This is a genomic window from Streptomyces sp. NPDC048383, assembly GCF_040651775.1.
Taxonomy (GTDB): Bacteria; Actinomycetota; Actinomycetes; order Streptomycetales; family Streptomycetaceae; genus Streptomyces.
In genome coordinates this window covers 114,338-129,651 of the sequence record NZ_JBEZKS010000014.1, presented here as the reverse complement: position 1 = coordinate 129,651, position 15,314 = coordinate 114,338, and the positions used below count along the sequence as shown (strand labels likewise).

Here is a 15,314-nt window from a genome sequence, read left to right as displayed (position 1 = left end):
CCTGCTGCGCGGAAGGATTTCCGCGTCGAGCTCCAGACTGCCGGACGTGGCGCGGTGACGCCGAATTCCGGCCTGCTCGGCGGCGAGGTAACAGCAGTATCCGAGCAGGGTATGACGGGCACCCTAGTGATCTCCTGAAGTCCCGGGGGAATGTGGCTCGACTGAACGGGTGACCTGCGCGAACGGCCCTGCCGGGCTGCTCCTCGACGGTACGGCGCGGGCGACCCGCCGCGCGCCCGGAGGCAGACCCTCCCGGGCGCTGATAGGCTGGTACCCCGTGGACCGGTGGTCTGCCTGTGCGAATCAGGAACCCCGAAACCGCAGCTTCGGCGCCCCCTGAGAACCGATTCCGGATCTCGCGGAACGGCGCCGGACGCACCTCACCTCGCGACCACGGGAGCCCCCTCTTGGCGACGCCGCCCGCTGCTTTTCGAAACAGCACAGCCATGACGACCAAGCACATCTTCGTCACCGGGGGTGTCGCTTCGTCCCTCGGCAAGGGGCTGACGGCCTCCAGCCTGGGTGCGCTGCTGAAGGCGCGCGGCCTGCGGGTCACGATGCAGAAGCTCGACCCGTACCTGAACGTCGACCCCGGCACGATGAACCCCTTCCAGCACGGCGAGGTGTTCGTCACCAACGACGGCGCCGAGACCGACCTGGACATCGGCCACTACGAGCGCTTCCTCGACGTCGACCTCGACGGCTCGGCCAACGTCACCACCGGCCAGGTCTACTCGACGGTCATCGCCAAGGAGCGGCGCGGCGAGTACCTCGGCGACACGGTGCAGGTCATCCCGCACATCACCAACGAGATCAAGCACCGCATCCGCCGCATGGCGACCGCGGACGTCGACGTGGTCATCACCGAGGTCGGCGGCACCGTCGGCGACATCGAGTCGCTGCCGTTCCTGGAGACGGTCCGTCAGGTCCGCCACGAGGTCGGCCGCGACAACGTCTTCGTCGTGCACATCTCGCTGCTGCCCTACATCGGCCCCTCCGGCGAGCTGAAGACCAAGCCCACCCAGCACTCCGTCGCGGCCCTGCGCAACATCGGCATCCAGCCCGACGCGATCGTGCTGCGCGCCGACCGTGAGGTTCCCACCTCCATCAAGCGCAAGATCTCGCTGATGTGCGACGTGGACGAGGCCGCGGTCGTCGCGGCCATCGACGCCAAGTCGATCTACGACATCCCCAAGGTGCTGCACACCGAGGGCCTGGACGCCTACGTCGTCCGCAAGCTCGACCTGCCCTTCCGTGACGTCAACTGGACGGTGTGGGAGGACCTGCTGGACCGGGTCCACAACCCCGACCACGAGGTGAAGGTCGCGCTCGTCGGCAAGTACATCGACCTGCCCGACGCCTACCTGTCGGTGACCGAGGCGCTGCGCGCCGGCGGTTTCGCCAACCGGGCCCGCGTCCAGATCAAGTGGGTCACCTCCGACGACTGCAAGACCCCGGAGGCCGCGGCGGCGCAGCTGGCCGACGTGGACGCGATCTGCGTCCCCGGCGGGTTCGGCGACCGCGGCGTCAACGGCAAGGTGGGCGCGATCACCTACGCCCGGGAGAACAAGATCCCGCTGCTCGGCCTGTGCCTGGGCCTGCAGTGCGTGGTCATCGAGGCGGCGCGCAACCTCGCGGGCATCCAGGACGCGAACTCCACCGAGTTCGACGCCTCCACCCCGCACCCGGTCATCTCGACCATGGAGGAGCAGCTGGCCTTCGTCGAGGGCGCGGGCGACCTGGGCGGCACCATGCGCCTGGGCATGTACCCGGCGAAGCTCGCCGAGGGTTCCATCGTGCGCGAGGTCTACGGCGACCAGGCGTACGTGGACGAGCGCCACCGCCACCGCTACGAGGTCAACAACGCCTACCGCGGCGAGCTGGAGCAGAAGGCCGGTCTGGTCTTCTCCGGCACGTCCCCGGACAACAAGCTCGTCGAGTACGTCGAGTACCCGCGCGAGGTGCACCCCTACCTGGTCGCCACCCAGGCCCACCCGGAGCTGCGCTCCCGCCCGACCCGGCCGCACCCGCTCTTCGCGGGCCTGGTCAAGGCCGCGGTGGAGCGCCAGCAGTCCGCGAAGTGAGCGCCTGACCGCATACCGTGGACAGCCGGGGTACGGAACATCCGTGCCCCGGCTGTCGCGCGTGGTACGGAGGCATGGGGATGGGCATCAGCGATACGTCGGAAACCTGGGAGACGCTGTCGACACGGCGGCCCTTCCAGGGCGCCAAGACGGCGGTCGACTCGGACGAGGTGCGAATGCCGGACGGGTCCGTCGCCCGTCGCGACTACCAGGTCCACCCGGGCTCGGTGTGCGTGCTGGCCCTCGACGCGCAGGACCGGGTCCTGGTGGTCCGCCAGTACCGCCACCCCGTACGGCACCGGCTGTGGGAACTGCCCGCCGGGCTGCTCGACGTGCCCGGGGAGAACCCGCTGCACGCGGCGCAGCGCGAGCTGTACGAGGAGGCCCACGTCAAGGCCGAGGACTGGCGGGTGCTGGCCGACTTCTTCGCCTCGCCCGGCGGCTCCGACGAGGCGATCCGGATCTTCCTGGCGCGGGGCGTCACCGACGCCGAGGGCGAGCGGTACGAGGAGTTCGACTCGGAGGAGGCCGACATGGAGGTGGCCCGGGTGCCGCTGGCCGACCTGGTGCGCGGCGTCCTCGCGGGGGAGCTGGGGAACCCGGGGCTGGTGACGGGCGTCCTGGCGCTGGTCGCCGCCCAGGCCTCCCCGGAGGGCCCCGAGGGCCTGCGCCCGGCTCTGGCGCCGTGGCCGGCGCGCCCGTACGAAGCGTAGTCACGGCGGGCGCCTGCCCGCGCCGCCCGCGGAACCGTACGAGCGGCGCCGCGCCCGGGGCCCGCGCGAGCCCGGCGCGCGCCCGACCCCGCGCGCTCCGGCACTCCCGTTCCCGCCCCCCGTTCCCGCCCCCGTCCCGGCCTGCGCCGGGCCGGGGGCGGGGTCGTGACGGGGGCCGGGGACCGGCCGCGGGGGCGTGGCGTACCCGCGCCACGCGATAAAGCGGACCATCCGCTGATCCGATTGGGTGATCCACCCGCCGCGCTCCACCCGGTCCGTCGCTCTGCGTGAACTACGCTCGGCAACCCGAGGCAGGGAGAGGAGCGGATCCGTGACGGATTTCGTCGGGCGGCGGCGTGAGCTCAAGGAGCTGCGCGAGGACATCGCACGGACCGGGCTCGACACCCTCTCCGGCCGCAAGGCCAAGGCGCCCCGCGCGCGGGTCCTGCTGGTCGCCGGACGGCCCGGCTCCGGCCGCACCGCCCTCGCCGAGGCGTTCGTGCGCGAAGTGGCCGACCAGTACCCCGACGGACAGTTCACGGTCCGTCTCACCACCCCCGGCGGGGAGGCGGTGGCCACCGAACGGGCCGTCCGCACCCTCCTGGAGGCCCTCGGCCGACCCACCCCGCCCGGCGCCGGCGAGGACGACCTGAGCGCCGCCCTGCGCGAGGCGCTAGCCGGCCGGCGGGCGATCCTGCTGCTCGACGACGCCGCCGACCCGCAACAGGTCGACGCGCTGCTGCCCGACACCCCCGAGTGCCTGGTCGTCGTCACCGCGGAAGGGCCCCTCACCGGGATCCCCGACGTCCGCCCCTGCACCCTCGGCGGCCTGGACACCCCCTCCGCCGTCGAGATGCTCGCCCAGCACATCGGCGACACCCGCGTCACCGTCGACCCACGCGCCGCCGAGACCCTAGCCGAGGAGTGCGGGGGCCAGCCCGCCGCGCTCGCCCTGGCCGGCGGCTGGCTCGCCGCCCACCCCAAGGCGGCCGTCGCCGACCTCGCCAAGCAGCTCCACGACATGCCCCCGAGCACCAGCGGCCCGCTCGCCCGCTCCTTCCGGCTCGTCTACGAGTCCCTCCCGCAGCCCGCCCAGCGCACCCTGCGGCTGCTGCCGCTCGCGCCCGCCGGGATGCTCGACTCGCACACCGCCTCCGCCCTCGCCGGATGCTCGGTGGCCGCCGCGCAGTCCACCCTGGAGGACTTCGCCGGGTTGGGCCTGGTACGGCACGCCTCCAACGGCCTGTTCCTGCTGCCCGGCTGCCTCGCCCCGCTGTTGCAGTCCCTGCTGGAGGCCAAGGAGCGGCCCGCCGAGGTCCAGCTGGCCCGGGCCCGGATGCTGGAGCGGACCGTACGGCTGCTCACCTCCTGCCGTGCCATGGCCGACGAGGACGAGGACCTGCTGCGGGAGCGGCTCGACGGGATGCCCCGCCCGCTGCGCTTCCCCGACCGCCGCGCGGCCGCCGTCTGGCTCGACACCCGGCTGCCCGCGCTGTCGGCCGCCGCCACCCTGGCCGTGGCCGACGGCGACCTGGACACCCTGGCCCGCCGGCTGGTGTCAGGCCTGGTCAGGGCACTCGCCGAGCACCGCGGCACCGAGGCCGCCGCCCCCGAGCTGTACGGGCTGCACCGGCTGGTCCTGGACGTCGCCGAGCGGCGCCAGCTGCACCGCGAGCAGGCCGCCGCGCTGCTGAACCTGGCCGATCTGGACGCCGAGACGGGCCGCACCCAGGAGGCTCTGGAGCGTTACCGGGCCGCTCTCGACGCCGGAAAGGCCGCGAAGGACCCGTACGCCACCGGTCGCGCGATGGAATCCGTAGGCGGTGCCTACCAGGAGTTGGCGGACTGGCAGCGGGCCTCCGACTGGTTCGGCCGCGCGCTCTCCCAGTCCCTCGCCCGCGGCGAGCGCGGGGACGAGGCCAGGCTGTACGGGCGGCTGGGCAACGTGCACACCTACGCGGGCCGCTACGGGGAGGCGCTGCGCAGTTGGCGGGCCGCCGCCGCGGGCTACCGCAAGCTCGCCGATCTCCCGGGCCAGGCAAAGGCGTTGAGCGAGATGGCGCGGGTCCAGGAGTACGCGGGCCGGCCCGAGGAATCCCTGCACACCTGCCGCGAGGCGATCGAGTTGGCGCGCAGGGCCGGCGACCTGCGACTTCAGGCCGCCCTCCAGGTCCGGCTGGCCGACACGCTGGACCGGCTCGGCGACCCCGCGGCTGCCAGGCTGCACCGCTCCGCAGCCGACAGATTGCTGGGAGATGACCCCGCAGCCTGCGAAATCCGCAGTACTTCCGACTGAGATTATTCGTTTGCAAGGCTAGACAGCGACTCATCCTTCATTAGACTGGGTTCACCGCGGCATCCCGTGGTGCATCCCGTTGCGCGTTCTTGTGGGCGGGTATGTATGGAAGTAGCCCGTATTTTCCCCTGAGCCAAGGACCGTGATCGACGATGAAGGTCGGCATCCCCCGCGAGGTCAAGAACAACGAGTTCCGGGTCGCCATCACGCCCGCCGGCGTGCATGAGCTGGTCCGCAACGGCCACCAGGTCTTCATCGAGCAGAACGCCGGTGTGGGCTCCTCGATCACGGACGCCGAGTACGTCTCGGCCGGCGCCGAGATCCTCGGTACGGCGGACGAGGTCTGGGCGACCGCGGACCTGCTCCTGAAGGTCAAGGAGCCCATCGCGGAGGAGTACCACCGCCTCCGCAAGGACCAGACGCTCTTCACCTACCTGCACCTCGCGGCCTCCCGCGAGTGCACGGACGCGCTGCTGGAGTCCGGCACCACCGCCATCGCGTACGAGACGGTCGAGACGGCCAACCGCCAGCTCCCGCTGCTCGCCCCGATGTCCGAGGTCGCGGGCCGGCTGGCCCCGCAGGTCGGCGCCTACCACCTGATGCGCTCGGCGGGCGGCCGCGGCGTGCTCCCCGGCGGCGTGCCCGGCACCTCCGCGGGCGAGGCCGTCGTCATCGGCGGTGGCGTCTCCGGCTGGAACGCCGCGCAGATCGCCATCGGCATGGGCTTCCACGTGACCCTGCTCGACCGTGACATCAACAAGCTCCGCGAGGCCGACAAGATCTTCGGTACGAAGATCCAGACGATCGTCTCCAACGCCTACGAGCTGGAGAAGGCCGTCCTCGCGGCCGACCTCGTCATCGGCGCGGTGCTGATCCCGGGTGCGAAGGCCCCGAAGCTGGTCACCAACGAGCTCGTCTCCCGGATGAAGCCCGGAAGTGTCCTTGTCGACATTGCGATCGACCAGGGCGGGTGCTTCGAGGACTCCCGTCCGACCACCCACGCCGAGCCGACCTTCATGGTCCACAACTCGGTCTTCTACTGCGTCGCCAACATGCCGGGCGCGGTGCCGAACACCTCCACCTACGCGCTGACGAACGCGACCCTGCCGTACATCGTGCAGCTCGCGAACCTCGGCTGGGCCGAGGCGCTCCGTCGCGACCAGGCGCTCGCGCTGGGTCTCAACACCCATGACGGGCAGGTCGTTTACGGTCCCGTCGCCGAGGCCCACGGCCTGGAGACCCTTGAGCTGAGCACGCTGCTCGGCTGATTCGTCAACGACTGACGTCAATCTCACGTATCCGGCCGGACCTTGCTCGCGAGGTCCGGCCGGACGCGTTTGCGGGGTGTCCGCGGACCCGGCTCAACTCGCCTCGAACGTAACCCTTTAACCCTTTCGCACACCCGCGAAACTTCGCAGTGACAGCTCGCACGCCCTTGACAGAGTGGTGTTCGGTTGCCGACACAACGCGTCGGGTCCGGTGGATTGTGTTGCCGCTGAGCGGTGACACGCCATAGAGTCGCCAACCGTCGGCATGGTGCAACGCTGACCTATCGATAAGTGTCCTGGTCACGTCCGAGGAGGTAAGACGACTTGTGAATGAGTCGACATTTGCTCCTGGAGGTGGTCGAGCAGGGATGCCTGAGCGGGGCCAGGGTCCTGTCGGGCTCGAAGCTGTCGGCTCCGTCGCGGTCCGCACCTTCGCAAACCACCAGCACATGACGACGCCCCGAAACAGCATGGACGGCCTAGACGTGAACTCCAGGGCCGGCGACCCGAGCGGCGACAAGCCCGTGGGTTTCGCCGACTACGCAAACGTGCCCGAGGGGCACTTCTACGACCCCGACGCGGAGTACGAACCGGACCCCGAGTACGCGGCCACCCTCGCCCCCGACGCTGCCCGTCAGCGCCGTGAGCGGATCGGCCCGACCGGACGCCCGCTCCCGTACTTCCCGATCCCGGGTCCGCTGGCCGAACACGGCCCGGCGACGATCATCGCGATGTGCAACCAGAAGGGCGGCGTGGGCAAGACCACGTCGACCATCAACCTGGGCGCCGCACTCGCCGAGTACGGACGGCGGGTGCTGCTCGTCGACTTCGACCCGCAGGGCGCCCTGTCCGTGGGCCTCGGCGTGAACCCGATGGAACTCGACCTCACGGTCTACAACCTGCTCATGGAGCGGGGCATGTCGGCCGACGAGGTGTTGCTCAAGACGGCGGTCCCCAACATGGACCTGCTGCCGAGCAACATCGACCTCTCGGCCGCGGAAGTCCAGTTGGTCAGCGAGGTCGCGCGCGAGTCCACGCTCCAGCGGGCCCTCAAGCCCCTGATGGCCGACTACGACTACATCGTGATCGACTGTCAGCCCTCGCTCGGTCTGCTGACCGTGAACGCCCTGACGGCGGCGCACAAGGTCATCGTCCCGCTGGAGTGCGAGTTCTTCGCGCTGCGCGGTGTGGCGCTGCTGACCGAGACCATCGAGAAGGTGCAGGAGCGGCTCAACCCGGAGCTGGAGCTCGACGGCATCCTCGCCACGATGTACGACTCCCGCACGGTGCACAGCCGCGAGGTCCTGGCGCGCGTCGTCGAAGCCTTCGACGACCACGTCTACCACACGGTCATCGGCCGTACGGTGCGCTTCCCGGAGACCACGGTCGCCGGTGAGCCGATCACCACGTACGCGTCGAACTCCGTCGGCGCCGCCGCCTACCGCCAGCTGGCCAGGGAGGTGCTCGCCCGGTGTCCCGCCGAGTGAGTCTGCCCGGAGCCGACGAACTGTTCCGCACGACCGGGGGGATGGCCCTCCAGTCGTCCTCGCCGAGGCGGGGCGCCGACGAGGCGCCGGCGGGCGGCCCGGAGCACGCGGCCGCGCCGGCGGACGGCACGGCGCGGACCACCGGGGACAGCCGCGTACGGGAAGCCGGCGATCCCGGGGTCGGCGCGCAGCGCAGGCCGCAGGAAGGTTCTGCCTCTGCCGCCGGGGCGTCCTCGCCCCGGTCCGGCAAGGGGCAGGGCCGGGGCGCGAACCGGCGGCCCAGCGGGCGCGAGCGGCACGACGAGAAGATCACCGTCTACGTCTCCGCCGAGGAGCTCATGGACCTGGAGCACGCCCGACTGGTGCTCCGCGGTGAACACGGGCTGGCCGTCGACCGGGGCCGCATCGTCCGCGAGGCGGTCGCCGTGGTCCTGGCGGACCTGGAGTCCCGCGGGGACGCCAGCATCCTCGTACGCCGCCTGCGCGGCCGCTGATCCGGCTTCCGCCCGGGTCCGGGGCATAGGCTGAGTCAGGGTCGGCCGGCGGCCGTGCCCGCCCGGCCGAACCCTCCGCACCACCCCCTGGACCGCGATGCCCCCGAACGACCTCCCCGCCCGCCCGACCCGCCGGAGCCTGGGCCGCGGGCCGGAACCGGCCGAGGAGCCCCAGGCGGGCCCGTCCCGGCCCGCGCCGGTCGAAGGGGCCCCCGAGCGCCCCCGGGGCGCCGGCGCCCCCGTCGAGCCCCGCCAGGAGCGCGCGCGGCAGGCGGTGGGTGAGCCCGACCGGCCGGCCGGGCCGGAAGGCGCGCGGGAAGCCCCGGAGAGCGGGCCCGCCGCGGACGGGCGGTTCACGCTGCGGCTCGCCAACTTCGAGGGCCCCTTCGACCTGCTGCTCCAGCTGATCTCCCGGCACAAGCTCGACGTCACCGAAGTGGCCCTGTCCAAGGTCACCGACGAGTTCATGGCGCACATCCGTGCCATGGGCCCCGACTGGGACCTCGACCAGACCACCGAGTTCCTGGTGGTCGCGGCCACCCTGCTCGACCTGAAGGCCGCCCGGCTGCTGCCCGCCGCCGAGGTCGAGGACGAGGCCGACCTCGCCCTGCTGGAGGCCCGGGACCTGCTCTTCGCGCGGCTCCTGCAGTACCGGGCGTACAAGCGGATCGCCGAGATCTTCGAGCTGCGCGCCGAGGACGAGGGCAAGCGCTACCCCCGGACCGTCGGCCTGGAGCCGCACCACGCCGACCTGCTGCCCGAGGTCGTCATCAGCATCGGCGCCGAGGGCCTCGCCCGACTGGCCGTGCGGGCCATGCAGCCCAGGGCGAAGCCCGAGGTGTACGTCGACCACATCCACGCCCCGCTCGTCAGCGTGCGGGAGCAGGCGGGACACGTCGTACGCCTGCTCAAGGCGCGGGGCGAGGCCACGTTCCAGGAGCTGACCGAGGACGCCCCGGACACCCTGACCGTCGTCGCGCGGTTCCTGGCGCTGCTGGAGCTCTACCGGGAGAAGGCCGTGGTCCTCGACCAGGAGGAGGCCCTGCGGACCCTCACCGTGCGCTGGAGCGGCGGGGACGGCGACGGAATGCCGAAGGTCACCGACGAATTCGACCAGGTCGTGGAGGTGGGCGAATGACACAGGCCCAGGAGCGGGACACGTACGAGGAGGCCGACGCCGGGCCGGCGCTGAAGGGCGCCCTGGAGGCCGTCCTGATGGTGGTGGACGAACCCGCGACGACGGACCACCTCGCCAAGGTGCTGGGCCGCACCCCGCGGGAGGTGGCCGACGCCCTCGGCGAGCTCGCCGACGAGTACACCGCGCAGCGCAGGGGCTTCGAGCTGCGCACGGTCGCGGGCGGCTGGCGGTTCTACACCCGCCCCGCGTACGCGGAGGCCGTCGAGGCCTTCGTCCTGGACGGCCAGCAGGCCCGCCTCACCCAGGCGGCCCTGGAGGCGCTGGCGGTCGTCGCGTACCGCCAGCCGGTCAGCCGGTCGCGGGTCTCGGCGGTCCGCGGAGTCAACTGCGACGGGGTCATGCGGACCCTGCTCCAGCGGGGTCTGGTGACCGAGGCGGGCACGGAACCCGAAACAGGTGCGATCCTGTACAGGACGACGAACTACTTTCTGGAGCGGATGGGCCTGCGCGGCCTGGACGAGCTCCCGGAGCTCGCGCCCTTCCTCCCCGAGGCGGACGCGATCGAAGCCGAGACGCAAGAGGGTGTTCCGTCGTTCGATCCGGATGCACCGGATACCTCAGAAGACGACAAGACGACGGAACTTTGATGCGAAGCAGCGGTAACGGCAACGGCAGCGGCAACAGGAACAGCAGCGGCGGCGGTGGCGGCGCACGCGGCGGCAGCTCCCGCGGCGGTGGCTCCGGATCGGGCGGTGGCTACCGCGGCGGTGGCTCCGGCTCGGGCGGCGGCTCCCGCGGCGGGTCCAGCGGCGGCGGCTCGGGCGGCTACCGGGGCGGCTCCGGCGGCTCCGGCTCCGGCGGCTCCTCCGGGGGTGGCTACCGCGGGGGCTCCTCCAGCGGCGGCAGCTCGGGTGGCTACCGCGGTGGCTCGTCCTCCGGTGGCAGCTCCGGCGGCTACCGGGGCGGCCCCTCCAGCGGCGGCAGCTCGGGTGGCTACCGCGGTGGCTCGTCCTCCGGTGGCAGCTCCGGCGGCTACCGCGGTGGCTCCTCCAGCGGTGGCAGCTCCGGCGGCTACCAGGGTGGCTCCGACTCGCGTGACCGCGACCGCGACCAGCCGGCGCCCCGCATCCGCAACCCCCGCCCCGAGGAGCGCCGCTACGACGTGGGCCCCGAGGGCGAGCGCAACGGCCGCGGCGGAGCCAAGGCCGGCGGCGGCGGTGCCCGCGGCGCGGCCGACGGCAACCGCGGTGGCGGCGCCCGTGGCGCGGCGGCCCGCGGTGGGGCCAAGGGCGGCCCCAAGACCTCCCGGACCCCGGCCATCGGCGGGGCCGGCGGCCCGCGCCGCGGCCCCGGCAGCCGCAGCGGCCAGTCCAAGCCGCGCGAGCTGGAGGCGCGGATCGAGGAGCGCGTGCGCGACCGGTACGCCGACAAGCCCGAGATCAAGACCCCGAAGACCTTCCCGGGTGCCGAGGAGGAGGGCGAGCGCCTGCAGAAGGTCCTCGCCCGCGCCGGCATGGGTTCGCGCCGCGCCTGCGAGGAGCTCATCGAGCAGGCCCGCGTCGAGGTCAACGGCGAGATCGTGCTGGAGCAGGGCAAGCGAGTCCAGCCGAAGGACGAGATCAAGGTGGACGGCCTGACCGTCGCCACCCAGTCGTACCTGTTCTTCGCGCTGAACAAGCCCGCCGGCGTCGTCTCCACCATGGAGGACCCGGACGGCCGCCAGTGCCTGGGCGACTACGTCACCAACCGTGAGACGCGTCTCTTCCACGTCGGCCGGCTCGACACCGAGACCGAGGGCATCATCCTGCTCACCAACCACGGTGAGCTGGCCCACCGCCTCACGCACCCGAAGTACGGCGTGAAGAAGACCTACGTCGCCGCGATCACCGGCCCGCTGCCGCGTGAGATCGGCAAGCGCCTCAAGGACGGCATCGAGCTGGAGGACGGCTACGCCCGCGCCGACCACTTCCGCGTCGTCGACCAGGTCGGCAAGAACTACCTGGTCGAGGTGACCCTCCACGAGGGCCGCAAGCACATCGTGCGCCGCATGATGGCGGAGGCCGGCTTCCCGGTCGAGAAGCTCGTCCGGACCTCCTTCGGTCCGATCGAGCTCGGTGACCAGAAGTCCGGCTGGCTGCGCCGTCTGACCAACACCGAGGTCGGCATGCTGATGCGCGAGGTCGGCCTGTAGGCCCCACGCCCACCCGAAGAGCCCGCGACGCCCACCGGCGCCGCGGGCTCTTCGCTTGCCCGACGACCCGCCCGCCGTTTATAGTCAACCTGACCATTAAAGGTCGGGAACTTACGAACGCGCGGGGGCCGCCATGGGCTGGAGTACGAGCTGGACCGAGATCCTCGGGTTCGCCACCGGGGCGGTGTGCGTCTGGTTGGTGGCCCGGCAGCACGTCGCGAACTGGCCCGTCGGCATCGCCAACAACGTCTTCTTCATCGTGCTGTTCACCCAGGCCGGCCTCTACGCCGACGCCGGACTCCAGATCGTCTTCATCGCCCTCGCCGCCTACGGCTGGTGGTCCTGGACCCACGGGGGTGGACCAGGAACCGCGGGGGCCCTGCCGGTGCGCCGCACCACGCGCGCCGAGTGGGCCTGGCTGCTCGTGGCGGGGGCGGTGGGGACCGCCGCGCTGACCCTGCTGCTGGACCGCGCCACCGACTCCACCGTGCCGTTCTGGGACGCGCTGACCACGGGCCTCTCGCTCATGGCCACCTACGGGCAGTGCCGCAAGCGCCTCGAATCCTGGTGGCTGTGGATCGCCGCCGACCTCGTCTACATCCCGCTCTACGCCTACAAGGGGCTGTACCTGACCTCGGTCCTGTACGTGGGCTTCCTCGCCCTGTGCGTGGCCGGGCTGATCGGCTGGCGCCGCACGCTCCCCGCGACGGACCTCCGCGAGAGCGCCGGGGTGCGGGCGTGAGCGGCGGCGAGCGCTTCGGACACGGGCTGGTGCTGGGCAAGTTCTACCCGCCGCACGCCGGCCACCACCACCTGGTGCGCACCGCCCAGGCCCGCTGCGAGCGGCTGACCGTACTGGTGTGCGCCGCCTCGGTTGAGTCGGTGCCGCTCGCCGACCGGGTCGCCTGGATGCGCGAGGCGCACCCCGGGGCGGACGTGGTCGGAGCCGTCGACGACGTCCCCGTCGACCTGCACGACCCGGCGGTCTGGGAGGCGCACATGGCGATCTTCCGGAGCGCGGTGGGCCGGCCCGTCGACGCCGTCTTCACCTCGGAGGCCTACGGAGCCGAGCTCGCCCGGCGGTTCGGGGCGCGGGAGGTCTGCGTCGACCCGGAGCGGACGCTGTTCCCCGTCTCCGGCACGGCCGTCCGCGCCGACCCGGTGGCCTGCTGGGAGTTCCTGGGGCCGGCCGTACGGGCCGCCCTGACCCGCCGGGTCGTCGTGCTCGGCGCCGAGTCCACCGGCACCACCACCCTGTCCCGGGACCTCGCCGCGCACTACCGGGCGCGGGGCGGGGTGTGGGCGGGGACGGGCTGGGTCGCCGAGTACGGTCGCGAGTACAGCGAGGAGAAGCTCGCCGCGGCCCGGGCGGCCGACCCGGCCGCCTCCTGGTCCGACGTCACCTTCACCTCGCGGGAGTTCCCGGTCATCGCCCGCCGGCAGGACGAGGCGGAGGAACGGGCGGCCCGGCTCGGATCGCCCGTGCTCTTCTGCGACACCGACTCCTTCGCGACCGGGATCTGGCACGAGCGCTACCTGGGCGGCCGCAACGCCGAGGTCGAGAAGATCGCCTCGTTGACCCGCCGGGACCTGTACCTGCTGACCGACGACGCGGACGTGCCCTTCGAGGACGACGGCCTGCGCGACGGCCCGCAGTTGCGGCCCTGGATGACCGGCCGGTTCCACGAGGAGCTGACGGCCACCGGTCGGGAGTTCCTGACCCTGCGCGGCGACCGGCCGACCCGGCTGGCGGCGGCCGTCACGGCCGTGGACGCCCTGCTCGCCGAGGGCCGGCGCTTCGCGGACCCGCTCCCGGAGAACCGGTGACCGGGCCCGGGCCGCGGGGCGGTGACCATGACCCGGCCGACTACGACCCCCACGCCTTCGAGCCGTTCGCGGTGACCGTCGACCTCGCCGTCCTGACCGTCCGCGCCGGCGCCCTCCACGTCCTGCTGATCCGGCGCGGTCAGGACCCGTACGCGGGAGCCTGGGCGCTGCCCGGCGGGTTCGTCCTGCCCCGCGAGTCCGCCGAGACGGCCGCGCGCCGCGAACTGGCGGAGGAGACCGGACTGGACGGCCCCGTCGTCGCCGGCCTGCACCTGGAACAGCTGCGCACCTACACCGAACCGGACCGGGACCCCCGCATGCGGGTGGTGTCCGTGGCCTTCACCGCGCTGGTCCCGGACCTGCCCGAGCCCGCGGCGCAGGGCGGCGGCGACGCCGACCTGGCCCGCTGGGTCCCCGTCGGGGACGCCGTCGACCTGGCCTTCGACCACGCGCTGATCCTCGCCGACGCCCGCCATCGGGTGGGCTCCAAGCTGGAGTACACCTGCCTGGCCACCGCCTTCTGCCCGCCCGACTTCACGCTCGGGGAACTGCGGGCCGTCTACGAGACCGTCTGGGGAACCCCCCTGGACCGGCCCAACTTCCGCCGCAAGGTACTCGCGACGCCCGGCTTCGTCGAAGCCGTACCCGGCGCCGCCCGACTCACCGGCGGCCGCGGCAAACCCGCCGCGCTCTACCGGGCGGGACCCGCGACCGCCCTCCACCCACCCCTGCTGCGCCCGACGGAAGGCCCCGCGCGATGACGACGAACGCGACCCACGCCCCGACCCACGCCGCCGGGGAGCGGCCCGGCAAGCGCCCCGCCACCGGCGCGCTCATCGGTCTCGCCCTCGGTGACGCCCTCGGCTTCCCCACGGAGTTCAACGACGTTCCCGGGATCCTGGCCAAGACCGGCCCCTGGCGGCAGATGGCCCTGCCCCGCCCGGCCATCGTCACCGACGACACCCAGATGACGCTCGCCCTGGCCCGCGGCATACGCACCGCCGGTGAACGCGGCCCGATCGCCCCGATGCGGCTCGCCCGCCCGGTCCGGGAGGAGTTCGTCGACTGGTATCAGTCCCCGGAGAACAACCGGGCGCCCGGCCGCACCTGCATGAAGGCCTGCAGCCTGCTGAAGACGCCCGAGCGGGACTGGCGCGACGCCAGCCAGGTCGGCTCCAAGGGTTGCGGCGCGAACATGCGCGTGGCGCCCGTGGGCCTCGTCCCCGGTTGGACCGAGGAGGAACGCGCGGGCGCGGCGCAGCTCCAGTCCGCCCTCACCCACGGCCACCCGACGGCCCTCGCCGCCTGCGACCTCACCGCCCGCGCCGTCCACCTGCTGGCCCGCGGCACCGAGGTCACCGGCCTGGTCGGGCAGCTGCGCTCGTACGCCCTGGAGAACCGCACCCGCTACCACGAGCGCTGGCTCGGCGACCTCTGGATGCGCGCGACCTCCGACGCCACGCCGGAGTCCTTCATCGCCCGCGGTTGGGACGATTGCCTCGCGGTCCTGGACCGGCTCACCGCCGCCCTGCGCACGCCCTCCCCGGAGACCGACCCCTGCCTGACCACCGGCGAGGGCTGGATCGCCGAGGAGGCCCTGGCCACCGCCCTGCAGTGCTTCCTGCTCTTCCCGGACGAACCCCTGCTCGCGCTGCGCCGCGCCGCCTGCACCGCGGGGGACTCCGACTCGATCGCCTGCCTCGCGGGCGCCTTCGCGGGAGCCCACCTCGGCGCCGACGCGTGGCCCCGCGACTGGGAGGACCGCATCGAGTACCGCGACGAGCTCCTCGCCTTCGGCGCCCTCTGGGAGGCCTGA

At 72.7% G+C, this 15,314-nt stretch carries 13 protein-coding genes; all 13 read left to right on the top strand.

The window, feature by feature from the left end:
* The first annotated feature begins 446 nt into the window (after positions 1–446).
* On the top strand, positions 447–2,084 hold the full coding sequence (locus AB0D46_RS13020; protein WP_362877373.1) for a CTP synthase: 1,638 nt from the start codon (positions 447–449) through the stop codon (positions 2,082–2,084).
* An 80-nt stretch (positions 2,085–2,164) separates the two neighbouring features.
* Positions 2,165–2,797 (top strand): NUDIX hydrolase, encoded by a 633-nt coding sequence (locus AB0D46_RS13015; RefSeq protein ID WP_362877372.1) that lies wholly within the window; start codon positions 2,165–2,167, stop codon positions 2,795–2,797.
* 331 nt (positions 2,798–3,128) lie between these two features.
* On the top strand, positions 3,129–5,093 hold the full coding sequence (locus AB0D46_RS13010) for a tetratricopeptide repeat protein (protein WP_362877371.1): 1,965 nt from the start codon (positions 3,129–3,131) through the stop codon (positions 5,091–5,093).
* 152 nt (positions 5,094–5,245) lie between these two features.
* Positions 5,246–6,361, top strand: a complete 1,116-nt coding sequence (ald, locus tag AB0D46_RS13005; protein ID WP_362877370.1) for an alanine dehydrogenase — start codon at positions 5,246–5,248, stop codon at positions 6,359–6,361.
* 368 nt (positions 6,362–6,729) lie between these two features.
* On the top strand, positions 6,730–7,848 hold the full coding sequence (locus AB0D46_RS13000) for a ParA family protein (protein ID WP_362877369.1): 1,119 nt from the start codon (positions 6,730–6,732) through the stop codon (positions 7,846–7,848).
* Positions 7,833–8,342: a hypothetical protein gene (locus AB0D46_RS12995; RefSeq protein WP_362877368.1), complete on the top strand. Its 510-nt coding sequence runs from the start codon at positions 7,833–7,835 to the stop codon at positions 8,340–8,342. Before AB0D46_RS13000 ends, AB0D46_RS12995 begins: the two co-directional genes overlap by 16 nt.
* A 97-nt stretch (positions 8,343–8,439) precedes the next feature.
* On the top strand, positions 8,440–9,480 hold the full coding sequence (locus AB0D46_RS12990) for a segregation/condensation protein A (protein ID WP_362877367.1): 1,041 nt from the start codon (positions 8,440–8,442) through the stop codon (positions 9,478–9,480).
* A complete protein-coding gene (gene scpB / locus AB0D46_RS12985; RefSeq protein WP_362877366.1) occupies positions 9,477–10,127 on the top strand; it encodes an SMC-Scp complex subunit ScpB in 651 nt (216 codons plus the stop codon). The genes AB0D46_RS12990 and scpB overlap by 4 nt, the downstream gene beginning before the upstream one ends.
* On the top strand, positions 10,127–11,671 hold the full coding sequence (locus AB0D46_RS12980) for a pseudouridine synthase (protein ID WP_362877365.1): 1,545 nt from the start codon (positions 10,127–10,129) through the stop codon (positions 11,669–11,671). The genes scpB and AB0D46_RS12980 overlap by 1 nt, the downstream gene beginning before the upstream one ends.
* 133 nt (positions 11,672–11,804) lie before the next feature.
* A complete protein-coding gene (gene pnuC / locus AB0D46_RS12975) occupies positions 11,805–12,413 on the top strand; it encodes a nicotinamide riboside transporter PnuC (RefSeq protein ID WP_362877364.1) in 609 nt (202 codons plus the stop codon).
* Positions 12,410–13,498: an AAA family ATPase gene (locus AB0D46_RS12970; protein ID WP_362877363.1), complete on the top strand. Its 1,089-nt coding sequence runs from the start codon at positions 12,410–12,412 to the stop codon at positions 13,496–13,498. The genes pnuC and AB0D46_RS12970 overlap by 4 nt, the downstream gene beginning before the upstream one ends.
* The gene (locus AB0D46_RS12965; RefSeq protein ID WP_362877362.1) at positions 13,495–14,259 is read left to right on the top strand and encodes an NUDIX domain-containing protein; all 765 of its coding nucleotides are present in this window, start codon (positions 13,495–13,497) and stop codon (positions 14,257–14,259) included. Before AB0D46_RS12970 ends, AB0D46_RS12965 begins: the two co-directional genes overlap by 4 nt.
* Complete coding sequence (locus AB0D46_RS12960) at positions 14,256–15,314, top strand: ADP-ribosylglycohydrolase family protein (RefSeq protein ID WP_362877361.1); 1,059 nt, start codon at positions 14,256–14,258, stop codon at positions 15,312–15,314. Before AB0D46_RS12965 ends, AB0D46_RS12960 begins: the two co-directional genes overlap by 4 nt.

Excerpts from the sequence above, each read along its gene's own strand:
- scpB (WP_362877366.1), top strand. The coding sequence starts at position 9,477 with ATGACACAGGCCCAGGAGCGGGACACGTACGAGGAGGCCGACGCCGGG.
- AB0D46_RS13000 (WP_362877369.1), top strand. The coding sequence starts at position 6,730 with ATGCCTGAGCGGGGCCAGGGTCCTGTCGGGCTCGAAGCTGTCGGCTCC.
- pnuC (WP_362877364.1), top strand. The coding sequence starts at position 11,805 with ATGGGCTGGAGTACGAGCTGGACCGAGATCCTCGGGTTCGCCACCGGG.
- AB0D46_RS13020 (WP_362877373.1), top strand. The coding sequence starts at position 447 with ATGACGACCAAGCACATCTTCGTCACCGGGGGTGTCGCTTCGTCCCTC.
- AB0D46_RS12960 (WP_362877361.1), top strand. The coding sequence starts at position 14,256 with ATGACGACGAACGCGACCCACGCCCCGACCCACGCCGCCGGGGAGCGG.
- ald (WP_362877370.1), top strand. The coding sequence starts at position 5,246 with ATGAAGGTCGGCATCCCCCGCGAGGTCAAGAACAACGAGTTCCGGGTC.
- AB0D46_RS13015 (WP_362877372.1), top strand. The coding sequence starts at position 2,165 with ATGGGCATCAGCGATACGTCGGAAACCTGGGAGACGCTGTCGACACGG.
- AB0D46_RS12980 (WP_362877365.1), top strand. The coding sequence starts at position 10,127 with ATGCGAAGCAGCGGTAACGGCAACGGCAGCGGCAACAGGAACAGCAGC.
- AB0D46_RS12990 (WP_362877367.1), top strand. The coding sequence starts at position 8,440 with ATGCCCCCGAACGACCTCCCCGCCCGCCCGACCCGCCGGAGCCTGGGC.